The sequence below is a fragment of the Pigmentiphaga litoralis genome (assembly GCF_013408655.1).
GTDB classification, from domain to species: domain Bacteria; phylum Pseudomonadota; class Gammaproteobacteria; order Burkholderiales; family Burkholderiaceae_B; genus Pigmentiphaga; species Pigmentiphaga litoralis_A.
In genome coordinates, this window is record NZ_JACCBP010000001.1 from 3,069,046 (window position 1) to 3,092,625 (window position 23,580).

23 protein-coding genes and 1 pseudogene are annotated in these 23,580 nt (G+C 65.1%); 20 read left to right on the plus strand and 4 right to left on the minus strand.

The features are described 5' to 3' along the window. Positions 1-28: 28 nt before the first annotated feature. Entirely contained in the window at positions 29-2,953 is a 2,925-nt protein-coding gene (gene uvrA, locus HD883_RS13825) for an excinuclease ABC subunit UvrA (RefSeq protein ID WP_179584503.1), read from the plus strand. Between the two features lie 10 nt (positions 2,954-2,963). On the opposite strand, the gene HD883_RS13830 is transcribed toward uvrA, so the two are convergent. Continuing rightward, positions 2,964-3,530 carry a TetR/AcrR family transcriptional regulator gene (locus HD883_RS13830; protein ID WP_179584501.1) on the minus strand — a complete coding sequence of 189 codons (567 nt, stop codon included), beginning with the start codon at positions 3,528-3,530 and terminating at the stop codon, positions 2,964-2,966. A 150-nt stretch (positions 3,531-3,680) separates the two neighbouring features. Between HD883_RS13830 and HD883_RS13835 the strand changes: the two genes are divergently transcribed. Then, positions 3,681-5,099: an amidase gene (locus HD883_RS13835; protein WP_179584499.1), complete on the plus strand. Its 1,419-nt coding sequence runs from the start codon at positions 3,681-3,683 to the stop codon at positions 5,097-5,099. A gap of 69 nt (positions 5,100-5,168) precedes the next feature. Here HD883_RS13835 and HD883_RS13840 read toward each other — a convergent pair whose 3' ends face one another. Continuing rightward, positions 5,169-5,708, minus strand: a complete 540-nt coding sequence (locus HD883_RS13840) for an adenine phosphoribosyltransferase (RefSeq protein WP_179584497.1) — start codon at positions 5,706-5,708, stop codon at positions 5,169-5,171. Between the two features lie 199 nt (positions 5,709-5,907). On the opposite strand from HD883_RS13840, the gene HD883_RS13845 reads away from it, so the two are divergent. The 12 genes and pseudogenes from HD883_RS13845 (at position 5,908) to HD883_RS28090 (ending at position 15,837) form a co-directional block, all read left to right on the plus strand. Then, the gene (locus tag HD883_RS13845) at positions 5,908-6,921 is read left to right on the plus strand and encodes a KpsF/GutQ family sugar-phosphate isomerase (RefSeq protein ID WP_179584495.1); all 1,014 of its coding nucleotides are present in this window, start codon (positions 5,908-5,910) and stop codon (positions 6,919-6,921) included. A 6-nt stretch (positions 6,922-6,927) separates the two neighbouring features. Further along, positions 6,928-7,536 (plus strand): KdsC family phosphatase, encoded by a 609-nt coding sequence (locus tag HD883_RS13850; RefSeq protein ID WP_179584493.1) that lies wholly within the window; start codon positions 6,928-6,930, stop codon positions 7,534-7,536. Positions 7,537-7,548: 12 nt separating this feature from the next. Beyond that, positions 7,549-8,145, plus strand: coding sequence for an LPS export ABC transporter periplasmic protein LptC (gene lptC, locus HD883_RS13855; RefSeq protein WP_179584491.1), 597 nt, complete (start codon positions 7,549-7,551; stop codon positions 8,143-8,145). Between the two features lie 20 nt (positions 8,146-8,165). After that, positions 8,166-8,783 carry a lipopolysaccharide transport periplasmic protein LptA gene (lptA, locus tag HD883_RS13860; RefSeq protein ID WP_179584489.1) on the plus strand — a complete coding sequence of 206 codons (618 nt, stop codon included), beginning with the start codon at positions 8,166-8,168 and terminating at the stop codon, positions 8,781-8,783. Then, a complete protein-coding gene (lptB, locus tag HD883_RS13865) occupies positions 8,780-9,592 on the plus strand; it encodes an LPS export ABC transporter ATP-binding protein (protein ID WP_179584487.1) in 813 nt (270 codons plus the stop codon). Before lptA ends, lptB begins: the two co-directional genes overlap by 4 nt. 8 nt (positions 9,593-9,600) lie before the next feature. Further along, positions 9,601-11,076, plus strand: a complete 1,476-nt coding sequence (locus HD883_RS13870) for an RNA polymerase factor sigma-54 (RefSeq protein ID WP_179584485.1) — start codon at positions 9,601-9,603, stop codon at positions 11,074-11,076. Positions 11,077-11,349: 273 nt separating this feature from the next. Further along, a complete protein-coding gene (gene hpf, locus HD883_RS13875; protein WP_179584484.1) occupies positions 11,350-11,685 on the plus strand; it encodes a ribosome hibernation-promoting factor, HPF/YfiA family in 336 nt (111 codons plus the stop codon). A 306-nt stretch (positions 11,686-11,991) separates the two neighbouring features. Then, a complete protein-coding gene (gene ptsN, locus HD883_RS13880; protein WP_179584481.1) occupies positions 11,992-12,468 on the plus strand; it encodes a PTS IIA-like nitrogen regulatory protein PtsN in 477 nt (158 codons plus the stop codon). Between the two features lie 78 nt (positions 12,469-12,546). Next, a complete protein-coding gene (gene hprK, locus HD883_RS13885) occupies positions 12,547-13,476 on the plus strand; it encodes an HPr(Ser) kinase/phosphatase (RefSeq protein WP_179584479.1) in 930 nt (309 codons plus the stop codon). A 37-nt stretch (positions 13,477-13,513) separates the two neighbouring features. After that, entirely contained in the window at positions 13,514-14,440 is a 927-nt protein-coding gene (rapZ, locus tag HD883_RS13890; protein ID WP_179588568.1) for an RNase adapter RapZ, read from the plus strand. 2 nt (positions 14,441-14,442) lie between these two features. Then, positions 14,443-15,315: pseudogene (locus tag HD883_RS28085) on the plus strand (septal ring lytic transglycosylase RlpA family protein); the annotation flags it as partial. Positions 15,316-15,564: 249 nt separating this feature from the next. Further along, the gene (locus HD883_RS28090; RefSeq protein ID WP_444964401.1) at positions 15,565-15,837 is read left to right on the plus strand and encodes an SPOR domain-containing protein; all 273 of its coding nucleotides are present in this window, start codon (positions 15,565-15,567) and stop codon (positions 15,835-15,837) included. Between the two features lie 96 nt (positions 15,838-15,933). Here the strand turns inward: HD883_RS28090 and HD883_RS13900 are convergent, their stop codons facing one another. Together HD883_RS13900 and rsmI are read right to left on the minus strand one after the other, a co-directional pair. Then, complete coding sequence (locus HD883_RS13900; RefSeq protein WP_257022177.1) at positions 15,934-16,434, minus strand: methylated-DNA--[protein]-cysteine S-methyltransferase; 501 nt, start codon at positions 16,432-16,434, stop codon at positions 15,934-15,936. 750 nt (positions 16,435-17,184) lie between these two features. Beyond that, positions 17,185-18,084, minus strand: coding sequence for a 16S rRNA (cytidine(1402)-2'-O)-methyltransferase (gene rsmI, locus HD883_RS13905; protein ID WP_257022502.1), 900 nt, complete (start codon positions 18,082-18,084; stop codon positions 17,185-17,187). 191 nt (positions 18,085-18,275) lie between these two features. On the opposite strand from rsmI, the gene HD883_RS13910 reads away from it, so the two are divergent. The 6 genes from HD883_RS13910 (at position 18,276) to HD883_RS13935 (ending at position 23,574) form a co-directional block, all read left to right on the plus strand. Continuing rightward, positions 18,276-18,935: a YraN family protein gene (locus tag HD883_RS13910; RefSeq protein ID WP_257022178.1), complete on the plus strand. Its 660-nt coding sequence runs from the start codon at positions 18,276-18,278 to the stop codon at positions 18,933-18,935. A 90-nt stretch (positions 18,936-19,025) separates the two neighbouring features. After that, positions 19,026-19,616, plus strand: coding sequence for a phosphoheptose isomerase (locus tag HD883_RS13915; RefSeq protein ID WP_179584471.1), 591 nt, complete (start codon positions 19,026-19,028; stop codon positions 19,614-19,616). Next, the gene (locus HD883_RS13920) at positions 19,616-20,287 is read left to right on the plus strand and encodes a BON domain-containing protein (protein WP_179584469.1); all 672 of its coding nucleotides are present in this window, start codon (positions 19,616-19,618) and stop codon (positions 20,285-20,287) included. Before HD883_RS13915 ends, HD883_RS13920 begins: the two co-directional genes overlap by 1 nt. A gap of 167 nt (positions 20,288-20,454) precedes the next feature. Continuing rightward, positions 20,455-20,751: a hypothetical protein gene (locus HD883_RS13925; protein WP_179584467.1), complete on the plus strand. Its 297-nt coding sequence runs from the start codon at positions 20,455-20,457 to the stop codon at positions 20,749-20,751. Positions 20,752-20,820: 69 nt separating this feature from the next. Continuing rightward, on the plus strand, positions 20,821-21,180 hold the full coding sequence (locus tag HD883_RS13930) for a DUF2946 family protein (RefSeq protein WP_179584465.1): 360 nt from the start codon (positions 20,821-20,823) through the stop codon (positions 21,178-21,180). A gap of 126 nt (positions 21,181-21,306) precedes the next feature. Beyond that, positions 21,307-23,574 carry a TonB-dependent receptor gene (locus HD883_RS13935; RefSeq protein ID WP_179584463.1) on the plus strand — a complete coding sequence of 756 codons (2,268 nt, stop codon included), beginning with the start codon at positions 21,307-21,309 and terminating at the stop codon, positions 23,572-23,574. Positions 23,575-23,580: the final 6 nt, after the last annotated feature.

Sequence of the window (23,580 nt, forward strand, 5' to 3'; positions counted from 1 at the left end):
TAATGAACGGCAAAGTGGGTGCAGGGTCATGGATGTAATACGGATCCGGGGCGCCCGCACGCACAACCTCAAGAACGTGTCGCTGGAACTGCCGCGGCACCAGTTGGTGGTGATTACCGGCTTGTCGGGTTCGGGCAAGTCGTCGCTGGCGTTCGATACGCTGTACGCAGAAGGCCAACGGCGTTATGTCGAAAGCCTGTCCGCCTACGCCCGGCAATTCCTGCAGCTTATGGACAAGCCCGAGGTCGACCTGATCGAAGGCCTGTCGCCGGCGATTTCGATCGAACAGAAGGCCGCCAGCCACAATCCGCGGTCCACCGTGGGCACCGTGACCGAAATCCACGACTACCTGCGCCTGCTGTTTGCGCGGGTGGGGACGCCCTATTGCCCGGACCACCTGCTGCCCTTGCAGGCGCAGAGCGTGAGCCAGATGGTCGATGCCACGCTGGCCATGTCGCCCGAAATGCGCCTGGCGATCCTGGCGCCGCTGGTGCGCGACCGCAAGGGCAGTTTCGAAGACGACCTGGCCAGCCTGCAGGCGCAGGGCTTCGTGCGGGTGCGGGTCGATGGCGAGGTCATGGACATTGCCAGCGTGCCGCCGCTGAAAAAGAACGACAAGCACGATATCGACATCGTGATCGACCGGCTGCGGGTGCGCCCGGAAGCACAGCAGCGCCTGGCGGAAAGTTTCGAGACGGCGATCACGCTGGCCCAGGGCCGCGCGATCGTGCTGGAACTGGACGCCGCGGAAGACGAAACGCACGGCAAGGAACACCTGTTTTCCAGCCGCTATGCCTGCCCGGTGTGCAGCCACAGCCTGCCGGAACTGGAACCGCGCCTGTTCAGCTTCAACAACCCGGTGGGCGCGTGCCCGACCTGCGATGGCATTGGCCATGTCGGTTTCTTCGACCCCAAGCGGGTCGTGGCCTTTCCGGAACTGAGCCTGGCCAGTGGCGCCATCAAGGGCTGGGACCGACGCAATCCGTTCTATCACCAGTTGCTGACCAACCTGGCGGCCTTCTACGAATTCGAAGTCGATACGCCGTTTGAAGAACTGCTGCCCGAGGTGCAGGAACGGGTGCTGTTCGGGTCGGGGGAACAGGAAATTCCGTTCACCTATGTGAACGAGAAGGGCCGCACGTCGGTCAAGACGCATGCCTTTGAGGGCGTGATTCCGAACCTGGAACGGCGCTGGAAGGAAACCGAGTCGGCCACGGTGCGTGAAGAACTGGGCAAGTACCGGAACATCAAGACCTGTCCGGACTGCGGGGGGTCGCGCCTGCGCCGGGAAGCGCGCTTTGTGAAGGTGGGCGAAGGCGAACAGGGCCTGGCCATCTATGAACTGGAAGCCCTGCCGCTGGCCGAATGCCTGCGCTGGTTCGAAGAACTGGCGCTGACCGGCGCCAAGCGCGACATTGCCGACCGTATCGTCAAGGAAATCGCGTCGCGCCTGTCCTTCCTGAATAACGTCGGCCTGAGTTACCTGTCTCTGGACCGCAGCGCCGACACCATTTCGGGTGGCGAGGCGCAGCGGATCCGGCTGGCCAGCCAGATCGGTTCCGGCCTGACGGGCGTGATGTACGTGCTGGACGAGCCGTCGATCGGCTTGCACCAGCGCGACAACGATCGCCTGATCGACACCTTGCGTCACCTGCGCGACCTGGGCAACAGCGTGATCGTGGTCGAGCATGACGAAGACATGATCCGCGCGGCCGACTGGGTGGTGGACATGGGACCGGGCGCCGGGGAACACGGCGGCGAAATCGTGTCCGAAGGCACGCCGGCGCATGTGCTGGACGACCCGAAATCCTTGACCGGCCAGTACATGAGCGGCGCGCTGACCATTGCGGTGCCCGCCCGCCGGCCTGTGCACGACGAGCCGGACCTGAAGTGGCTGCATCTGCTGGGCGCATCGGGCAACAACCTGAAGTCGGTCGACCTGCACATTCCGGTCGGCCGCCTGGTGTGCATTGCAGGCGTGTCGGGATCGGGCAAGTCCACGCTGATCAACGACACCCTGGTGCCGACCGTGTCGCAGCACCTGTACAACAGCCAGACCGAGCCGGCGCCGTACGTGTCGATCGACGGGCTGGACCATTTCGACAAGATCATCAGTGTCGACCAGAGCCCGATCGGCCGCACGCCACGCAGCAATCCAGCCACCTACACGGGCCTGTTCACGCCGATCCGTGAACTGTTTGCCGGCGTGCCCGAGTCGCGGGCGCGGGGCTACGATCCGGGCCGCTTCAGCTTCAACGTCAAGGGCGGCCGCTGCGAAGCCTGCCAGGGCGACGGCATGGTCAAGGTGGAAATGCACTTTCTGCCCGACATCTATGTGCCCTGCGACGTCTGCCACGGCAAGCGCTACAACCGCGAAACGCTGGAAATCCGGTATCGCGGCCGGAACATCAGCGAAGTGCTGGACCTGACGGTCGAACAGGCGCTGACCTATTTCGAAGCGGTGCCTGCGATCGCGCGCAAGCTGCAGACGCTGATCGAGGTGGGCCTGGGATATATCCGCCTGGGCCAGAGCGCGACCACCCTGTCGGGCGGCGAGGCGCAGCGCGTCAAGCTGTCGCAGGAACTGTCCAAGCGCGGCACGGGCAGCACGCTGTACATCCTGGATGAGCCGACCACGGGTCTGCACTTCCACGACATTGCGCTGCTGCTGGAAGTGATCGGCCAACTGGTCATCACGGGCAATACCGTGGTCGTGATCGAGCACAACCTGGACGTCATCAAGACGGCGGACTGGGTGATCGACATGGGCCCGGAAGGCGGGGACGGCGGCGGGCAGATCGTGGCCCAGGGCACGCCCGAGGACATTGCCCGGAATCCGGCCAGCCACACCGGCAAGTACCTGGCGCGACTGCTCGAGACGGCGGCTGCGAACAAGAAGACGGCCAAGCCGGCCCGGGCCAGCAAGAAAGTCGCGGATCCGGACGCGGCGTAAGGCGATCGGGTCAGCCGGGCAGCAGCCCGGCGTCCCGATAATTCGCCATCAGCGTGTCGAACAGCGACAGGTCGGCACGGCTTCGCGCCACCAGTTGGGCGCCGGCCACGGCAGCAAAGATGGCGCGCGCCCTTGCTTCTGCGCCATCGGCCCCCACCCGCTTGGCCGCCAGCAACATCTTCACCAACCAGGCGACATTGACGTCGGTAAAGGTCTGGACTTCGACCTTTACCGCGTCGGGCAGATCGTCGTATTCGGCCGCCATGAAGCTGCACAGGCACATGCGGTTTTCACGCTCCAGCGATTGACGAAAGATCTCGGGATAGCGGCGCAGGCTGGCGACAGGATCCCCTTCGGCTTCGGCGATCCCGTCCAGCACGGCTGACGTGTCCTCCCAATACCGCCGCGCCACGGCCACCCCCAGGTCCGCCTTGGTCGGGAAGTGATAGTGAATGCTCGCACTCTTAATGCCGACCTCTGCCCCCAATTCCCGGAAGTTCAGTCCGGCGTAGCCGTGCGCCTGCGCGGTACGAGTAGCGGCGGCAAGGATGGCTTCTTTGGCGTTGATCAAGCTCATGGGGGATCTCAAAGGGCGCGCGGACAGAGCGCGCCAACGCCTCATTCTACCCGTCCACGATAATTCTACCAATTGATAGATAGTCTTTGACAAGCTGCGCAAACCGCTCCTACTATTTGCCTATCAATTGATAGATAGAGGAACACCACCATGACAAACCTGACCCGCTACGACGCCACCCAACTGGCAGAAATGATCCGCAACCGCGATGTGTCGCCGGTAGAGGTCGTCCAGGCCCACCTGGACCGCATTGCTGACGTCGATCCCAAAATCAATGCCATCGTGACGATCGCCGACCAGGCATTGGCCGACGCGAAGCGCGCCGAAGCCGCGGTACTGCGCGGCGATGTCCTTGGCCCGCTGCATGGGGTGCCATTTACCGCCAAGGATTCGATCGATACCGCAGGCGTGCTGACGCAGCGGGGGTCCCCGATCTTCAAGGGGCGCAACCCGGACACCGACGCCACCAGCGTTGCCCGGCTCAAGCAGGCAGGCGGCATCCTGCTTGCCAAAACCAACCTGCCGGAATTTTCGTACTGGATCGAAAGCGACAATCTGCTGTCCGGACGCACCAACAACCCGTGGAATCTGGCCCGCACGCCAGGCGGGTCGAGCGGCGGGGAATCGGCGGCGATTGCCGCGGGCATGTCGCCCCTGGGCCTGGGCACCGACCTGGCGATCTCGGTCCGCGGACCGGCAGCTCAGACAGGCATCACGTCCTTGAAAGCGACCCACGGCCGCGTGCCGATGACCGGCATCTGGCCCCGTGCGCCGCGCCGCTTCTGGCATATCGGCCCGATGGCCCGCAGCGTGCGTGACATTGCCCTGGCGTATTCCCTGCTGGCCGGACCGGATGGGCACGATGCGTTTTCGAGCAGCATCGGGGCCGCGCAACCGGCAAGTGGCGCCCTGAAAGGGGGCTTGGATACCAGCCCCCTGCGCGTGGGCTGGCTGGTCGAGCCGGGATTCGGCCCCATCGATCCGGAAGTGGCCGCCACCGTCAAAGCCGCGGCCGAAGCCATGCGGCAAGCCGGGCACCACGTCGAAGCCGTCCGCATCCCGGCGTTGGAACTCGACTTTGCCCTGGACGTCTTCAACCGCCTGCACGTCATGGAAATGAAGCCGGCCTTCCGGGCAGCGACGGCCGGACGCCGCGACGACGAGATCTACATGATGGCCCGGACCATGCTGGCCACGCCTGACACATCGATGGCCGACTTCATCGATGCGGAACAGGCTGCCGAGCGCTTGCGTGATGGTTTTGCCGACTACTTTTCGCGGTATGACCTGCTGATCACACCGGTGCAGCCGATCCCTGCGCAACCCCACGGCACGACCGAATTCCGGATCAACGGGCAGACGGTCGACGCCACCTACCTGCAAGGGTCGACGGTCCCGTTGAACCTGACGGGGCTTCCCGGCATGTCAATGCGCTTTGGCACCAGTCACGACGGCATGCCCATCGGCATCCAGCTGGTGGGCGCCTGGCAGGCCGAGCCCACCCTGCTCCACGCCGCAGCCATCCTGGAAGCGGTGAGCCCGGTCAGGAATCAGCATCCTTTGATCTGAAAACAAAAAATCCCGTCACGTGAATGACGGGATTTTTTTCAGGCAAGCCAGGCAGGAGGGTGGAACGCGTCAGTCCGGGAACGCGCACACCGCATACAGATCCAGCCCCGACGCCCGGATCCGGTCCCCGCCGCCCAGCGACGGCAGATCCACGATCGCCGCGGCTTCCACCACATTGGCGCCCAGGCGCTGCAGCAGCTTGGCGCCCGCCAGCAAGGTGCCGCCGGTGGCCACCAGATCGTCCATCAGCAATACCCGCTGGCCGGGGCGCACGGCGTCGGCATGCATCTCGACCGCGGCGCTGCCGTATTCCAATGCGTACTCTTCCGTGATCGATGCAAAGGGCAGCTTGCCCTTTTTGCGCACCGGCACGAAGCCCAGATTCAGTTCATAGGCAACCACGCTGGCCAGGATGAAGCCCCGGGCATCGATCCCCGCCACCAGGTCCAGCCGCTGTCCCATGTAGCGATAGACAAACATGTCGATCAGCGCCCGGAACGTCTTGGCGTCCTGCAACAAGGGTGTGATATCGCGGAACATCACCCCCGCCTGCGGCCAGTCGGGCACCGTACGAATGCGGTCGCGGATGTAATTGGGGTCCAGAAACATCGACAGTCCAAGGAGAGTAAGCACTAAAAAACGCGGCGCAGCCGGTCAAGCAAGGACCGTGCCTTGCTACTATACTGGTAGGTCCGCTGAATTAAACTACGGCAAAAGTAACCCGGCCAGCGCCCGCACGCTCTGTTTTTCATCACATCGTGTCGGCCCCCCGCGTCGCACCGCCACACTCCGGTCACAATCGCAGCCCATGACAGCTTCGCTTCCCACGACAGGCCCTGCTCGCGTTCCCGTGCCGAACGCCGCCGACGCATTGCCGTCCGCGCGCCGCACGCTCACGATCGAAGCACAGGCCCTTGTCACCCTGGCCGAGCGGCTCGACGCCAGCTTCGAAGCCGCGGTCGGGATCCTGCTTGCCTGCCGTGGCCGCGTCGTCGTCAGCGGCATCGGCAAATCCGGCCACATTGCCCGCAAGATCGCCGCCACGCTGGCTTCCACCGGCACACCCGCCTTCTTTGTGCACGCGGCCGAAGCCGTGCACGGTGACCTGGGCATGATCACGTCCGACGACGTCATGCTGGCGATTTCCTATTCGGGCACCACGGCCGAATTGCTGACCATTGTGCCGGCCGTGAAACGCATGGACGCCAAGCTCATCAGCATTACCGGCAATCCGCATTCCGAACTTGCCAAGCTGTCGGATGTCCACCTGAATGGCGGCGTCGACATCGAAGCCTGCCCGCTGAACCTGGCGCCCACGGCCAGCACGACCGCCGCCCTCGGGCTGGGCGACGCGCTGGCCGTGGCCTGCCTGGAAGCGCGGGGTTTCGGTCCGGAAGATTTCGCCCGCTCGCATCCGGGCGGCGCGCTGGGCCGGCGTCTGCTGACCCATGTGCGCGACGTGATGCGCACCGGCGACGCGATCCCGGTGGTGTCGGTCGACGCCTCCATTACCGAAGCCCTGATTGAAATCACCCGCAAGGGCATGGGCATGACCGCCGTCCTGGACGGCAGCGAACTGGTCGGCATCTTTACCGATGGCGACCTGCGCCGCCTGATCGAGCGCGAAGGCGACATCCGCAGCCTGACAGTGGCCAGCGGAATGACGCGGTCGCCGCGCCACGTCGGCCCCGACGCGCTGGCAGTCGAAGCCGCCGCGCAAATGGACGAAAACCGCAAGAATCAGCTTCTGGTCCTGGATGACACGGGCCGCCTCGTCGGCGCCCTGCATACCCATGACCTGATGGCAGCAAAGGTGCTCTGAATCCCGATGGCAATCAAACTGACTCCCTCCCACCCCGCCGAAGCGCTGATCCTGGCCCGCACCTCGCAGGCTGTCTGCGAACGCGCGACGCGCCTGCGCCTCATGATTTTCGACGTGGACGGCGTGCTGACCGACGGCACCCTGCTCTATGGCGAGCACGGCGAATCCATCAAGGCCTTCCATGCGCTGGATGGCTTTGGCATCCGCATGCTGCAGGAAAGCGGCATCCTGGTGTCCTTCATTACCGGCCGCGACTCGCCCATCGTGGCGCGCCGCGCCGCCGACCTGGGCATTTCGGACGTGCAGCAGGGCGTGCGCGACAAGTCGCAGGCCCTGACGGTGCTGGCCCAGCGCCACGGCCTGGACATGGAACACATCGGGTTCATGGGGGACGACGTGATCGACCTGCATGCCATGCAACGCGTCGGTTTTGCGGCCAGCGTGCCCGAAGCGCCGCCCTACGTGGCGCAGGCCGCGCACTGGATTTCCAGCCGGCCGGCCGGCACGGGCGCCGCCCGCGAATGCTGCGACCTGATCCTGGCCGCGCAGGGCCGCCTGGGCGGCTTCATTGCCGGCCGGCCGCGCGCCCCGCTGACCGTCGGTTCACCGCAATAAGCCCAGGCCGCCATGAGAGATCGCCTCGCCTCCGCCGTTTCCATCATCCTGCTTGTGTCCCTCGTGGCCGGCACGTGGTGGGCGGCCGACTACGCGCAGCGGGCCGTCACGACTGACCCGCCGCGCCGGCTGACGCACGAAATCGATTCGTATGTCGAAGATTTCGTGATGGTGCGCAGCGATCCCGAAGGCCTGCCCAGCACCCGTATGGAAGGCAAGCGGCTGGTGCATTACCCGGATGACGATTCGTCCGAGGTGACCCAGCTGCGCGCGGTCAACCAGCGCGCCGACCGGCCGACCACCGTGGTCTCGTCGAACTTTGCGCGCATGGACGAAGACGGCGCGCGGATCGACATGCGCGGCAATGTCGACTTCCAGCGCATGGCGGCCCAGGGACGGGACGCCCTGACGATCCGCAGCGAACAGATGACGTTGCGCCCCGACGAAGACCTGGCATTCACCGATCAGCCCGCCACGATCCTGAACGGACGCTCACGCATCCAGGGCCGCGGCATGCGCTACAACAATGTCACGCGCGAGTTGTCGATCGCGCAGCGCACTCAGGTAGAAATCACTCCGGGGAAATCCCCCGCACCGCGGCAGCCCTAGACAAGGACAAGAAAATCATCGTGCCGAACCTTTCATTCACCCGCTTCGCCGCGCAGGCGCTGATCGCGATCGCCAGCGTGACCCTGACCGCCGGGGCCGCCCTGGCGGCCAAGACCGACAATCAGCAGCCGACCCTGGTCGATGCCGACTCGCTGCGGTATGACGACCTGAAGCAGACCAGCGTGTTCACGGGCAACGTCGTGCTGACCAAGGGCTCGTTGACGCTGCGCGCCGACCGCCTGGAACTGCGCGAGGATCCCGAGGGCTTCCAGCATGGCGTCGCCACCGCGACCGGCAGCAAGCTCGTCTTCGTTCGCCAGCGCCGTGAAGGCACCGACGAATACATCGAAGGCGAAGCCGAGCGGGCCGAATTCGATGGCCGCAACGACAAGATCCACTTCATCTCGCGCGCGGTCGTCAAACGCCTGGCATGTGAGCAGGTCGTGGACGAAGTCCGCGGCCAGCAGATCACGTATGACCAGCGCGCCGAAACGTACAGCGCCAACGGCGGCCCCCGTGCCGCGACGCCGAATCAGCGCGTGCGCACGGTGATCCAGCCGCGCGAAAGCGGCGGTGCCGCGCAAGACAATGGCTGCGCGCGCCCCGGCGCCCCGGCCGCCGCCAAGGGGGGCCGATGAACGCTCCCGTCACGCCTCCCGTGGTCGAGGACGCACCGGCCTCGGCCGTGGGCGGCCAGACCAAGCAGTCGGGCAAGCTGCGCGCCACCGGACTGCGCAAGGCTTACTCGGGCCGCACGGTCGTCCAGAACGTATCGCTGGAAGTCGACGGCGGCGAAGTGGTGGGCCTGCTCGGCCCGAACGGCGCCGGCAAGACGACCTGCTTCTACATGATCGTCGGCCTGGTGCCGGCGGACGCGGGCAGCATCGATATCGACGGCGAGTCGATCACGGCCCTGCCTATCCACCAGCGCGCGCGTCGCGGCCTGTCGTATCTGCCCCAGGACGCGTCGGTGTTCCGCCGCCTGACGGTGGAACAGAACATCCGCGCCGTGCTGGAATTGCAGCGCGACGAACATGGCGCCACGCTCAAATCGGCCCGGGTCGCCGAGCATCTTGAAGCGCTGCTTGAAGAACTGCAGATCGGCCATATCCGGAGCAATGCCGCGATTTCCTTGTCGGGGGGCGAACGCCGCCGCGTCGAAATCGCGCGCGCGCTGGCGACCAATCCCCGCTTCATCCTGCTCGACGAACCCTTCGCGGGCGTCGATCCGATCGCGGTGATCGAGATCCAGCGCATCGTGCGTTTCCTGAAGGGACGCGGCATCGGTGTCCTGATCACCGACCACAACGTTCGCGAAACGCTCGGCATCTGCGACCGCGCCTACATCATCAGTGAAGGGACCGTGCTGGCCAATGGCCATCCGGAAGAAATCGTGGGCGATCCCGCGGTGCGGCGCGTGTATTTGGGGGAACACTTCCGCATGTAGCGGTGACCATGCTTAAACCAGGCCTTCAACTTCGCACGTCCCAGCATCTGGCGCTGACGCCGGCATTGCAGCAGTCCATCAAGCTGCTGCAGTTGTCCACGCTCGAACTCGAACACGAGATCGAGCAGATCCTGCAGGAAAACCCGTTGCTCGAACGCGATGAAGACGCGGCGATCGGGAACCTGCGCGTCGACGCCGATGGCAGCATGCACGAGACGCAGCGCACCGAAACGCCGGCCGAGACGCCCGCCGATTCGAGCGAGCCGTCGACGGCCGTGGACGACGCGCGCGAGTCGCAGGATTCGTCGCACGAGATGCCCGAACTGCATCGCCCGGGATCCGAGCATGACGACGACACGGCGCCACAACTGGCGGCGCGGTCGACATCGCTGCGCGAGCACCTGCACGAGCAGCTGTCGCTGACCCAGGTCACGCATCGCGACGGCGCCCTGGTGGGCGCGCTGATCGACGAACTGGACGACAACGGCTACCTGACGACCCCGCTGGACGAGATCGCCAGCCTGTTCCCGCCCGAACTCGACATCGACGAAGACGAACTGCGGTCGGCACTGGGCCTGCTGCAATCGTTCGACCCCACCGGCGTGGGCGCGCGCAACATGGCCGAGTGCCTGCGCCTGCAACTGCGCGACCCCGACCTGGGCTGCCTGCCCGAAGCACGCGACCCCGCCGTGCTCCAGTGCGCCCGCGCCATCGTGGTCGACCACCTGGCCCTGCTGGGCGCGCGCGACTACGCCAAGCTGCGCAAGGCCCTGAGCTGCGACGACGATCTGCTGCGGTCCGCCCAGACCCTGATCCGCAAGCTGGACCCCCGCCCTGGCTCGAAGTATTCGTCGCCGGCGGCCGACTTCGTGGTGCCCGACGTGGTCGTGCGCAAGGTCGGCAACCAGTGGCGCGCCATCCTGAACTCCGACGCCGTGCCCCGGCTGCGCGTCAACCAGATGTACGCCCAGATCCTGAAATCCGAGCGCGCATCGGCCCATCCGGGCTTGTCCTCACAGCTGCAGGAAGCCCGCTGGCTGATCCGCAACGTGCAGCAGCGCTTCGACACGATCCAGCGCGTGGCGCAGGCCATTGTCGAGCGTCAGCACGGCTTCCTGAACCACGGCGAAGTCGCCATGCGGCCCCTTGTGTTACGTGAAATAGCAGATACACTAGGGCTACACGAGTCGACGATCTCGCGGGTCACCACCCAGAAATACATGCTCACCCCGCTGGGCACGTTTGAACTCAAGTACTTCTTCGGCAGCCATGTGGCAACGGAAACCGGCGGGGCAGCGTCCTCCACGGCCATCCGGGCCTTGATCAAACAGCTTGTTTGCGCGGAGGAACCCACCCAGCCGCTATCCGACAGCCAGCTTGCGCAGATGCTTGGAGAGCAAGGCATCGTGGTGGCCCGGCGCACTGTCGCCAAGTACCGCGAAGCCCTGAAGATTCCCCCCGTCTCCCTGCGCAAGGCGATCTAGCCGAGCCGCATCCGCACCCCGCGATGTCCAAGAAACATTTCCACATCGCTGCTTGCAACTCAGCTATTGAAGGCTTCGGATACGAGCCCATTTGAACGTCATCGGTTGATGCATTGGCTCGCTACTTTTGTTGCGTGGCTTAGTCCGGAGACCCTCCTTTCCGCGACGCAACCAAAGTGGCATGCGAGTGCCACGATGCCGGTTCCCGCTCACGCAGGGCCGGCAGGTTTTGGGAAGATCCCTTCCCGAAAACAGCTTCAAGGAGGGCTTTACATGAATCTGAGCATCAGCGGTCATCACCTCGTGGTCACTCCCGCCATCCGGGAGTACGTCATGAACAAGATCGAGCGGGTTTTGCGTCATTTCGATCATGTCATCGACATCCAAGTGATCCTTTCGGTAGAAAAGCTGAAGCATCTGGCCGAAGTCACCGTGCACCTCAAGGGCAAGGACATCCACTGCGAGGCCCAGGAAGATAATCTGTACGCCGCGATCGACACGCTGGTCGACAAGGTGGATCGCCAGGTCATCAAGTACAAGGACAAGATCCAGACCACTCGCGTCACGATCGACGAAGCGCCCAAAAGGCAGATCCCTGCCGATCTCTGATCCCAGGCAGATCCTGCCGATCGTTGATGGCACGGATATGACCGCTGCGCCCTGATCGGGCTGCCGGCGACTGACACCGGCCCGGACGACCACCATGGCGTGGTCAACCCCTCCCGGGCCGGCGCGGAACTCTCACCGCGCCATAGCATCCAAACGGATGAAATTCCAGCACAAAATATGCATAAATATACCGATTGAGTGACAGATCGGACATGCTGGCTATAATCGACGTCCAAGGCCAAGCGCTGTCACCTCTGGTTCCTTTCCTGTGCAACGCAGTTCCTGCACGGGCCGGTCGCCCACACTATGAATCTGATTTCTCGGATATTGCCCCCCTCCAACGTCCTGCTCGACCTGGAAGTCACCAGCAAGAAGCGGGTCTTCGAGCAGATCGGGCTCCTGTTTGAAAACAATCACGGTATCGCCCGATCGGTCGTGTTCGATAGCCTGTTCTCGCGCGAGCGCCTCGGGTCCACCGGACTCGGTCAAGGTGTCGCCGTGCCGCATGGGCGCATCAAGGGCCTGACCGAAGCGGTTGCCGCGTTCGTGCGCCTGGCCGCGCCGATCGGGTTCGAAGCGCCCGACGGCAAGCCCGTGCAGTTGCTTGTGTTCCTGCTGGTGCCCGAACAGGCGACGCAGATGCACCTCGAAATCCTGTCCGAACTCGCACAAATGCTGTCGAACCGCGCATTGCGCGATGCCCTGCTGGCGGAACCTTCGGCCAGCGCCGTGCATTCCCTGCTCACGCACTGGGAGCCGGCACAGTCGGGCGCGACGGCCTGACCTTGTGGCCTCGCGCATCCAGCTTGCGCTTTCCTGCCGTTCCACCTTCCGGACCTGTGTCCGGCGAACTGACACGTGATGCTGACAATTGAAAAGCTGGTCGACGACAACGCGGACAAGATCAGCCTGACCTGGCTGGCGGGCCGCGGCAGCGCCGGACGCTCGCCCCTGCCGGCGACCTGTCTGGCCGCGTCCGACCTGGTGGGCCACCTGAACCTGATCCACCCTTCGCGGATCCAGGTGTTCGGGCATGAAGAGCTGTCCTACTACACGCGTTTTGAACTGCGCAAACGCGCCCATCACCTGGACGAACTGATCGCCGGGGGCGTGCCTGCCATCATCATGGCGGACGGCCTGGATGCGCCCGAAGACATCATCACGCACTGCGAACAGCAGAACGTGGCGGTGCTGGCGTCGCCCAAGTCGGCCGCGCAGGTGATCGACATGCTGCGGATCTACCTGGCCAAGAAGCTGGCGCCAATGACCACCGTCCATGGCGTCTTCATGGACGTGCTGGGCATGGGCGTGCTGATTTCGGGCGAGTCCGGCCTGGGCAAGAGCGAACTGGCGCTGGAACTGATTTCGCGCGGGCATGGCCTGGTGGCCGATGACGCCGTCGAATTCTCGCGCATCGCGCCGAACATGATCGAAGGCCGCTGCCCCCCGCTGCTGCAGAACCTGCTGGAAGTGCGCGGCCTGGGCCTGCTCGATATCCGGGCGATCTTTGGCGAAACGTCGGTGCGGCGCAAGATGAAGCTCAAGCTTATCGTGCACCTGGTGCGCACCACGTCGCCTGAAGCCAATTTCGAACGCCTGCCCTTGCAGGCGCAAACGCAGGAAGTCCTGGCGCTGCCTATCCGCAAGGTCGTGTTGCCCGTCGCAGCCGGCCGCAACCTGGCCGTGCTGGTCGAGGCCGCGGTGCGCAACGTCATTTTGCAGTTGCGTGGCATCGATACGATGCAGGACTTCATGGAACGCCAGGCGCAAGCCATCCAGAACGGTAGTTGATTCCCCACCACGACGGTCACCCATGCAAAACCAGGCAGTGCTTCGCGTCGTATTCATTACCGGCATTTCCGGATCCGGCAAATCGGTTGCGCTCCGGACGCTGGAAGACGCCGGCTACAACTGTGTCGATAATCTGCCTGTGCGCTTCCTGCAGGAATTCGTGGCGGCCGCCCGCGACGAAGACCAGCAGCGGGTGGCGGTATCGATCGACGCCCGGTCCAGCGGCGACATCGCCAGCCTGCCGCGCATCATCGTCGCGCTGCGCAAGATGGGCACCGAGATCCGCGTGGTCTTCCTGGACGCCGACACCAACACCCTGGTAACCCGCTATTCCGAATCGCGCCGCCGCCATCCGCTGACCCAGAAGCTGTACCACCAGGGTGTCGCGCCGTCGGTCGAAGCCTGCATCTTCAGCGAACGCGAACTGCTCGGCCCGCTGCGTGAACTGGGCAATGTCATTGATACGACTGGGCTGACGCCAGGCCAATTGCGCGCCTGGGTCCGCAATGTGGTCCACGCCGACAGCCATCCGCTGGTGCTGACCTTCGAATCGTTCGCGTTCAAGGAAGGCGTGCCGCTGGATGCCGACCTGATGTTCGACATGCGCTGCCTGCCCAACCCGCACTACGATCCCCTGCTGCGGCCCCTGACCGGTCGCGATGCGCCGGTCGCCGCTTACCTTGCGGGGATCCCGGTCGTTCAGCGGATGATCGATGATATTGCCGGCTTTATCCGCACATGGCTTCCCCAGTACATGCAGGACACTCGGAGCTACCTGACGGTGGCGATAGGCTGCACGGGCGGCAAACATCGGTCGGTCTACGTTGTGGAACGGCTGGCCGCGCTGTTTGCTGACCAGGGCCAGGTACTGGTGCGCCACCGCGCGCAAAAACAATTCGACCTGCATGACCAGGTTGCCCACGATCTGGTCCCCAACGCCCCTGCCCGGAGTGCTTCGAGATGACCCTGACGCCCAGCCGCACCACCGTCATGGCCGCGACCCTTGCCGCGTTTGCGCTGGCAGGCTGCGGCAGTACGCCCACCAAGAGTGGCGGCAGCGTGGCGTCGTCGGGCGGCAAAGGCGGGGGGTACTACAAGGACGACGGCCCGGAAGACAATCCGCCGGCCAACCTGGACATGGTGCCGGATGCCCTGCCCCAGCTCGAACCGCTGGCCAGCGGTCCGAACAAGCCGTATGTGATCTTCGGCAAACGGTATGTGCCTGATACCACCCAGCAGGCCTACACCGCGCGCGGCGTGGCCTCGTGGTACGGCAAGAAATTCCATGGCGCGCGGACGTCGAACGGCGAGATCTACGACATGTACGCCATGACGGCCGCCCACCCGACGATGCCGATTCCCAGCTACGCGCGGGTCACCAGGGTGGCGAACAACAAGTCGGTGATCGTGCGGATCAACGATCGCGGGCCCTTCCACAGCGATCGGCTGATCGACCTGTCCTACACGGCGGCGCACAAGCTGGGCATCCTGGGCAAGGGCAGTTCGGAAGTGGTGGTGGAACTGCTGATGCCGGCGGAAATCGCGCGGATCCGGGCGGAACGCAATGGCGAGCCGGTGCTGGCGATGGCGCCGGCGGGGTCGGCTGGGTCGGCTGGGTCTGCGGGGTCTATGGGGTCTGCCGGGGCGGCTTTGCCGGTGGCGTCGAATTACACCGGCGTGGCCACAACGACCGGGACGGGTCCTGAGATCGACGCGATTGCCATGACGATGCCCGTCGAACCCACGGCCGGCGCCTTGCCGGTGCAGATCCTGGCGCCGACGCCGGCGTTGCGGCCGGCACCGCGTCCAAGCGCCACGGTGGCCGGAGCGGACGGCGCGTGGACTGGCGCGGGCGCGGGTTCGGTCAATGGGGCGTCCGGGGCGGAGGTTGCTGGGGCGACCGGGGCGACCGGCGCGGCAGGTGGCTCTGGCGCGGGTTATCCAGCCGGGTCGGGTTCTGCCTACGGGTCTTCTACCTACGGGTCTTCTACCTACGGGTCTTCTGCCTACGGATCAGGTTCTGCCTATGGGTCAGGCGGCAGCTCCGGGGCGGCTTCACCTTCGTACCAGGCGTCGGCGCCGGTTACCGTGCCGTCGACCTATCGACCTACTCCAGTCTCTGCGCCGCTAAGTTCTGGCATTTACCTGCAAGTTGGCGCCTTCAACGGCGAACGCAACGCCGAAGACCTGGTCAACCGTATCCGTACTCGGGTACCGGACGTCGAGGCCCTGCGTGTGGTCAGCGGCGGCAGTCTGCATCGGGTTCAGGTCGGCCCGTACCCGGACCGCGAAGCCGCCATGGCGGCAGCCCAGCGCATGCAGGCGCGGGTGGATGTCACGCCGGTGATCGTTACGCGGTAGACGCCCTGCGCTGCGGCGCTTTGCGGGGATCCTGTGCTGTGACGCGGTGTGAGGGCGCGGTGTTAGGGCTGGTTTCGGCGACTCAAGTCTCTGCCATCAGGAGTGCAGGCTGAACGGCATGGCCGTCTGCCGGCTGGATTGCTCCAGTCGCAGCAGGAACTGCTTGCGCGGCAGGCCACCTGCGTAGCCGGTCAACGCGCCGTCGCTGCCAATTACGCGATGGCATGGGATCAATACTGAAATCGGATTGCGCCCAACCGCACCGGCCACGGCGCGAACGGCGGTCGGCGGATAGCCGATACGATGCGTCAACGCCGCGTAGCTTTCCGTTTCGCCGTACGCAATCCCCAGCAATCCCTGCCATACCGCTTCCTGGAACGGCGTCCCGCTCGGTGACAACGCCGTCCTGAACGCCTCACGTTCCCCGTTGAACCACGCCTGTATGTCTTCCTGCGCTTCGTTCAGGAACGCATGGTCACTTGCTGCTTCCCACTCTGGCGTCAGTTCCGGCAGGTATTTCTGATCGTTGACGAACCACGCGCCTGCAAGGCCATTTGCGGGGTGGTCACCCACAACTGCTAGCCCTTGCTCGGCCAAGCCCACGCAATCCGCCGGATGCCCATGCGCACGCACCGCGATGCGCAAGGCGCCAAGCGGCGTTCCCATGTCCAGATATCGCCATCGGGTCGGTGCGGTCCTGAGCGTTGACGCGGGTCGGGTCGGTGACGGCGTTGACGCGGGTCGGGTCGGTGATGGCATTGAAGGTGCCTGGGTCGATAACGGCGTCGGGGTAGCTGCCGATGGCCGCGGCTCCGCGGTATGTCCCTCGGCTAAAGCCACCGCGGAGCTTGGCGGGATCCGGGCGTCTGAAGGAGTTGGTCGCATTGAGAAGGTGTGCTCTGTCGTCAATCAGGGAAAGCTGATGCTGTGAGTATTGCGGATGCGCAGCGCGTTGTCATGGTGGAAGCTCCACAGCCCCGTCGGCGCAAGCCTGACGTGACAAGGACACGCAGTTCCAATCGTGCATTCGGCGCGTGGCGCGCATGCTGGCAACACCAGTCCAGGCAGAACACGGCGGCGTTGCGGGCGTCGTCAGCCGTGGCACCTTCGTTGCCACGGCGCGTTGCCGGAGCATGCGTTGGACTGGCTTTTTCGCTGCCTGGCAGCGTTGCCGGAGACGTACCCATGCATTCCACCGTTCCCTCTCGTCCGGCCGACTACCCGGCGCTGGACGCAGGCGCCCACAGGTCGTTCACCCGCAAGCCGTGCGCCGGGCGCAGGCATGACGGTCTGGGGCACCGCAGCCTCAGGCACGCCGCATTCAGGTGCGGCAACGTCGCGCCTGGCCTATTCTTCGTCGCCTTTCCCGTTCTTGATCGCCAGCGCACGGGCATACAAGGCGTCGCGGGGCAGGCCCGTAATCTTGGCGGCCACCTTGGCGCAGTCCCGCACGCTCATCACTTCCAGCAGGGCCTGGACGACTTCTTCCGTCCGGGCATCGAGCATGTCGCTTTCCGGCGCGGCGGCAGCCCCCACGATCAGCACGAACTCGCCCTGCGCGCGCTGGGGGTGCGCCACCAGCCAGTCCTGCGCGTCGGCCAGCGGCAAGGTCACGATCTCTTCGAAGCGTTTGGTCAATTCCCGGGCAATGGTCAGGGGCCGCTCGGGCCCGCAGACGGCCAGCAAGTCTGCCAGCGTGGCCGACAGGCGGTGCGGCGACTCGTACATGGCCACCGGCGCCTGCAGACGGCACCACTCTTCCAGCCAGCGTCGGCGGGCCACCGGCTTGGGCGGCGGAAAGCCAGCGAAGGCAAAGGCCGGATTTTCGTCGGTGGTCACGCCGCTGGCCATCAGCGCTGCGATCACCGCGCTTGGACCGGGCACTGGTACGACCGGATAGCCGGCCTCACGCACCACCCGGACCACGCGCGCCCCCGGGTCGCTCACCCCGGGTGCACCGGCATCCGACACCAGCGCCACTCGCTCGCCCGCAGCCAGTCGGCCGACGATGGCTTCGGCCACTTGCGCTTCGTTATGACGATGCGCCGCAATCAATGGCGTGCGGATGCCCCAGGCGTCAAGCAGCGGCCGCGTCAACCGCGTGTCTTCGGCCGCAATCACGTCCGCCTGCTGCAGGCTGATCTGGGCGCGCAGGCTCAGGTCCCCCAGGTTACCGATGGGCGTCGCCACGACATACAAGGCCGGCTTGGGCCAGAACTGCGTCGCGACCCGGTCCGCCATGCGCATCCAGGCGCTGGAGGGCGACGTGGGCACCGCAACCGTGTCTGCGCCAAGCGGGTTCGTCACATGCGGAAGCCCGCCGGTCTCGTCTTTCTCGGACGCACTCGCGCCAGAGGGGGTCATGCCAGGTTCGTTTTGCATCCCGTGAGGATACCCGAGCGTCCAGCCCCTTGGCTTTCAGGTCTGGGGACTCAGCCATGAACACCGGCAAGCCTTCCCGTCCCACGCTGACTGTCATGCGGTCCCGCCAAAGGGTGGTAGCTGACGCTTCGGCCAATGGACTTGGTGCCGACGCCGCACCACAAAGCCCGCCTTCGACAACGGTTGAATGCTCGGCTGCACCGGATGCCCTGGAACCAGATGCTGCCGCCCCGCCCCCCCTCACCCACCACGGCGAATTCGACGCCGCGCGGGTCGCCCAGCGGCGGGCGCGGCGTCGGCGGCAGCGCAAGGCCTGCGTCAGGCTGCCGGACAGCCCAGAGGCGCTGCCCGAACTCAAACGCTCGCCCACGCAGCGCGTGGGCGACGCCGCCGAAAATGAAGCCCTTCGCCTGCTGGAGCAGAGCGGCCTGGTGCTGGTTGCCCGAAACCTGGCGTGCCGGCAGGGCGAGATCGACCTGATCATGATGGACCGCGACACCCTCGTTTTCGTGGAGGTACGGCATCGGGCCGCCTCCCGCTTCGGTGGCGCCGCGGCCAGCGTGGGCCGGGCCAAGCAGCGCCGGGTGCAGCTCGCCGCGCAATTCTTCCTGGTATATCGCTGGCAAGGGCCGCTGCCGCCCTGCCGGTTCGACGTGGTAGCCCAGGACGCGCAGGGGATGCATTGGCTGCAGGGCGCCTTCGGGGCGGTCGGTTGAGGACAGCGCGGCCCGTGGCCGGTTACAGTGGACACACTTTGGGCGAACGACGCCCGTTTCCGCCATCCGGCCACATGAGATAATTCGCGCATGGACCTTTCTGCCCGCATTTCCGCTCATTTTCGTGACGCCATCGCGCTCTTCGAACAGTCGCAAGACGTGCTGCCCGCGCCAACGGCTGCCGCCGTGGATGCGTGTTTCCACACGTTGACCAACAACGGCAAGATCCTGGCCTGCGGCAACGGCGGTTCGGCCGCCGACGCCCAGCACTTCGTTGCCGAACTGGTCGGCCGGTTCGAACGCGAACGCCTGCCCCTGGCGGCGATCGCGCTGAATACCGACACCTCTATCCTGACTGCGGTGGGGAACGACTTCGGCTATGACCGGGTCTTCTCTCAGCAGGTCAACGCACTGGGTCAGCCCGGCGACGTGCTGCTGGCGATTTCGACCAGCGGCAATTCGACCAACGTCATCCAGGCGATCGAGGCGGCCCAGTCACGTGAAATGCACGTGATCGCCTTGACCGGCAAGGGTGGCGGGCAGATCGGCGCGATGCTGGCCGAGACCGACGTTCACCTGTGCGTCCCTCACGACCGCACTCTGCGGATCCAGGAAGTCCACATCCTGCTGTTGCATGCCATATGCGACGGCATCGATGCCCAATTGCTCGGAGACATGTAATGCCGCACACCCCTCTGCTGACGCTCGCCCGCCCGATCGCGGTCGCCCTTGCCATCGCCACCGGCGCACTGGCCGTGGGCGGTTGCATCCCCATCATCATGGGCGGCGCGGTCATGGGCACGTTTGCAGCGACCGACCGCCGCACCATGGGCAACCAGGTCGAAGACCAAAGCATCGAACTCAAATCCAGCAACCGCATTTCGGGCCGCTATGGCGACAAGGGTCACGTCGTCATCAACGCGTACAACCGCAAGGTGCTGCTGACCGGTGAAGTCCCGAACGACGCGGCCAAGGCCGATGCCGAACTGCAGGCGTCCACGATCGAAAACGTGCGGTCGGTGATCAACGAATTGCAGGTCGGCCCGCCAAGCTCGCTGACGACCCGTTCCAACGACACGCTCATCACCGGCAAGGTGAAGGCCTCGCTGATCGACGCCAAGGATTTGTTCGCCAACGCTTTCCTGATCAACACGCAGCGTGGCACCGTCTACCTGATGGGCCGCGTGACCGAACGTGAAGGCAAGCGCGCCGCGTCGATCGCCGCCGGCGTCAGCGGGGTGACCAAGGTCGTGAAGGTGTTCGATTACATCACCGAAGCCGAGCTGGCCGACCTGTCGAAGGTCAAAGCCGAGCAGGACGAAGCCGCCAAGAACGCACCGGGCGCGAAGTAAGGCGCCAATAGGAAGGTAACGGGCGCGGCGGCAAACTTTCCGCTTACGGCACCGCTTGATTGCAGCGATGCATTGTTGAAGGGGTGCCGGGCAGCGGCGCTGTCCGACCGCAGGTCAGCCCGTTTGCGTTATTTGCACGCCGGGCTGCCTGGCTCCCGTCCGTACTGATGCCCCCCTTTCCCTACCATCGGATCAATATCGTCGGCGCACCCGGTTCCGAGACGTCGACGCTGGCGTGCGCCCTGGCGACAGAGATCGGCGGCCGGTTCATCGACGCGGACGATTTCTACTGGAAGCCGACGGACCCGCCCTTCAGAGACAAGGTGGATACACCGGCGCGCCTGTCCGCCCTGCTCTCGGCCATGGCAGAACGCACCTGCCGCGTGATGCGATTCGATGGTGACCAGCCCGTATCGGATCGTGTGCAGGCCATCGTGCAAGGCGCCGCACGTCACGCCTGCTAACGACTGTCGCTTCACTGTCGAGCCGCCGTCGCTTGACGCTACGTACTTCCCCGGGGGATCATCCGCCCCATGCATGCCCTTCGGACCTTTCGCTTTCTGCACCTTACCGTGCTGCTTTGGTTCGCCATGACGCTGGGGGCAGCCATTGCGTCGCCGATCATCAAGCCGGCGCTGTTCGATGTGATCTGCTCGGGTTCGGGCGTCGTCAAGATCATCGTGCATGACCAGGATTCGTCTGCGGGCGACGGTGACCGCATGGTCATGGATTGCCCGTTGTGCTTCGCGCCCGTTGGTCTCATGCCCACGCCGGTGCGGGTGGCGCAGACGTCCGATCCGCTCGCCTACGTCCTCAAGTCCATTCCAGCGGCCCGTCTTGCGGCCGCCACGCTCTCGCCTCTTCCGGCGCGAGGGCCTCCCTCGCTGACCTGACCTCGACGCTCGTGCAGTCGTGAAGGATCCCTGCGGATCCGTTTTCCGACTGCGTCTTTCTTGCCTCGTGCCTTGCACCGCCGGCCCCGCCGTGCGGGCAGGGACACGTCCCGATCAGGTTTTGCCATGTCACGTTTGCGTCTACCTTGCGCCGCCCCTGCGCGTCCGCGCCAGCCGTCCCGCCCGTCTGTTCCTACCCATCGACCGGCCGCCTTTCGGCCGACGTCTCTTGCTTTTGCGATCACCTTGCTTGGGGGCACCAGTGCGCCTGGCCTGGTGCAGGCGCAGGCTGCCGAGTCGCCCGCCACGCTCTCCACCATCACGGTCGAAGCCGATGCACCCGCGCCCGCGGGACTGGGCAACCTGAACCTGGACAAGCCATCCGACACTGCCAGCCGCCTGGGCCTGACGCCGCGCGAAACGCCGGCGTCGGTCACCGTGGTCGATCGCGACGCCATCGAATTGCGCGGCGCGCTCGACACCCAGGAAATCCTACGTGCCGTCCCGGGCATCACCGCGCACAGTGCGCCGGGCAACATCGGTGTCAGCTACCGCGGCTTCAACAGCAGTTCAGTCAGCCAGCTGTTCAATGGCATCAACGTGCAGTACAGCATCGCAGCAAGACCGGTGGACAGCTGGATCTATGACCGCGTCGAAGTCATCGGCGGACCGTCGAGCTTCCTGTATGGCTCGGGCGCCGTGGGCGGATCGATCAACTACCTGACCAAGCTGGCGCAGCGAGAAGACGTTGGCGACGCGCAGGTGCGCTTCGGCAGCTATGGCCTGAAAGAAGTGTCGTTCGGCCTGAACCGCCGCATTGCCGGGGATGGCGAAAGCGGCGTCAACCACTACGCGCGCATCGATGTGAACCACCGCGACGCGAACAGCTGGACGGCGGGTACGGGCACACGCTCCACGCAGGTGGCGGCGTCATTGCTGTCGGACTTTGGGCAGGGCCTGACCCACACCCTGGCCTACGAGTACCAGGCCGAACACGTGGACCGCCCGTATTGGGGCACGCCGGTGCTGAACCCGTCGTCGGGCGAGCTGACCATCGACAAGGGCACACGCTTCAAGAACTACAACGCGGCGGACGGGCTGTACCAACAGCGGGTGCAGTGGTTGCGGTCGATCACGGAATGGAAGGCGACCGATAGGCTCAAGCTGACGAACACGTTTTATGTCTACGACGCGCTGCGCGATTACCGGAACGTCGAGACCTACCGCTACACGCCGGACAACCGTGCCATCCAGCGGTCGGGCGCTTTCCTGCAACGGCACGATCAGCAACTGATTGGCGATCGGGTCGACGCGCTGTACCAAAGCACGCTGTTCGGCCGCAAGAGCGACTGGGCGTTCGGCGCCGACGTCAGCACCAATCGCCAGACGCGGTTTCCGAACAGCCTGGCCGGAACCGTCAACACAGTGGATCCGTATCAGTTCACGCCCGGCGATTTCTATCAGATTCCGGGGACGTCACCCGGCTTCAATCCTGATCGCGACGTGAAGATCAAGACGCTGGCGGTGTATCTGGAAAACCGCACGGCCCTGCTGCCCACCCTGAATCTTGTGACAGCGTTGCGGCACGAACGGATCGACCTGGACCTGACCAACCGGCGCGCCGTCACGGCGGCCGCACCGGCCAGTTATGAACGTTCGTACTCGCCCACCACCGGGCGCATTGGCCTGGTGTGGGACGTGACGCAGGACGCCAATCTGTACGTGCAATACGCGACGGCGGCGGATCCTCCTTCGGGCGTGTTGTCGACGGCGTCGTTTGCGGACGTGATGAACAACAGCAAGCTCACCACCGGCAAGCAAGTCGAAGTCGGCAGCAAGGTCGACTTCTGGGACCGCAAGGCCACGGCGACCCTGGCCGCGTATCACATCAATCGTAAAAATATCGCGACGCAAGATCCGAACAACAGCGCATTGACATTGCCGGTGGGCGAACAAAGCTCGAAGGGGATCGAAGCGGCCCTGGCCTTGCGGCCGACGTCCCGATGGGCCGTGCAGGGCAACGTGACCCTGGTCGACGCGACCTATGACAACTTCACGCAAGGCGGCGTGTCGCTGGCAGGCAAGACGCCGAACAACACGCCGTCGTTCGTGGCCAATGTCTGGACCTCGTACGCCTTTGCACCGGCATGGACCGGCATCGTGGGCGTACGGCATGTCGGACGGGTCTACGCCGATGCCGCCAACACGGCGACGTGGTCCGCCTACACGCTTGTCGACGTGGGCGTCAGCTGGCAGTTCAGCAAGGCCATGTCGTTGACCGGCCGCATCCGCAACCTGACGGACCGGGTGTACGCGGCCAACGCCAGTTCCACGACGCAGGTGTACCTGGGTGCGCCGCGGACCGCGGACCTGACGCTGCGCGCGTCGTTCTGAGGACGC

What these genes read in the sequence shown, in the direction of transcription:
- uvrA (WP_179584503.1), top strand. Translation starts at nt 29, where the DNA reads ATGGATGTAATACGGATCCGGGGCGCCCGCACGCACAACCTCAAGAAC.
- HD883_RS13830 (WP_179584501.1), bottom strand. Translation starts at nt 3,530, where the DNA reads ATGAGCTTGATCAACGCCAAAGAAGCCATCCTTGCCGCCGCTACTCGT.
- HD883_RS13835 (WP_179584499.1), top strand. Translation starts at nt 3,681, where the DNA reads ATGACAAACCTGACCCGCTACGACGCCACCCAACTGGCAGAAATGATC.
- HD883_RS13840 (WP_179584497.1), bottom strand. Translation starts at nt 5,708, where the DNA reads ATGTTTCTGGACCCCAATTACATCCGCGACCGCATTCGTACGGTGCCC.
- HD883_RS13845 (WP_179584495.1), top strand. Translation starts at nt 5,908, where the DNA reads ATGACAGCTTCGCTTCCCACGACAGGCCCTGCTCGCGTTCCCGTGCCG.
- HD883_RS13850 (WP_179584493.1), top strand. Translation starts at nt 6,928, where the DNA reads ATGGCAATCAAACTGACTCCCTCCCACCCCGCCGAAGCGCTGATCCTG.
- lptC (WP_179584491.1), top strand. Translation starts at nt 7,549, where the DNA reads ATGAGAGATCGCCTCGCCTCCGCCGTTTCCATCATCCTGCTTGTGTCC.
- lptB (WP_179584487.1), top strand. Translation starts at nt 8,780, where the DNA reads ATGAACGCTCCCGTCACGCCTCCCGTGGTCGAGGACGCACCGGCCTCG.
- HD883_RS13870 (WP_179584485.1), top strand. Translation starts at nt 9,601, where the DNA reads ATGCTTAAACCAGGCCTTCAACTTCGCACGTCCCAGCATCTGGCGCTG.
- hpf (WP_179584484.1), top strand. Translation starts at nt 11,350, where the DNA reads ATGAATCTGAGCATCAGCGGTCATCACCTCGTGGTCACTCCCGCCATC.
- ptsN (WP_179584481.1), top strand. Translation starts at nt 11,992, where the DNA reads ATGAATCTGATTTCTCGGATATTGCCCCCCTCCAACGTCCTGCTCGAC.
- hprK (WP_179584479.1), top strand. Translation starts at nt 12,547, where the DNA reads ATGCTGACAATTGAAAAGCTGGTCGACGACAACGCGGACAAGATCAGC.
- rsmI (WP_257022502.1), bottom strand. Translation starts at nt 18,084, where the DNA reads ATGCGCATGGCGGACCGGGTCGCGACGCAGTTCTGGCCCAAGCCGGCC.
- HD883_RS13910 (WP_257022178.1), top strand. Translation starts at nt 18,276, where the DNA reads ATGAACACCGGCAAGCCTTCCCGTCCCACGCTGACTGTCATGCGGTCC.
- HD883_RS13915 (WP_179584471.1), top strand. Translation starts at nt 19,026, where the DNA reads ATGGACCTTTCTGCCCGCATTTCCGCTCATTTTCGTGACGCCATCGCG.
- HD883_RS13920 (WP_179584469.1), top strand. Translation starts at nt 19,616, where the DNA reads ATGCCGCACACCCCTCTGCTGACGCTCGCCCGCCCGATCGCGGTCGCC.
- HD883_RS13925 (WP_179584467.1), top strand. Translation starts at nt 20,455, where the DNA reads ATGCCCCCCTTTCCCTACCATCGGATCAATATCGTCGGCGCACCCGGT.
- HD883_RS13930 (WP_179584465.1), top strand. Translation starts at nt 20,821, where the DNA reads ATGCATGCCCTTCGGACCTTTCGCTTTCTGCACCTTACCGTGCTGCTT.
- HD883_RS13935 (WP_179584463.1), top strand. Translation starts at nt 21,307, where the DNA reads ATGTCACGTTTGCGTCTACCTTGCGCCGCCCCTGCGCGTCCGCGCCAG.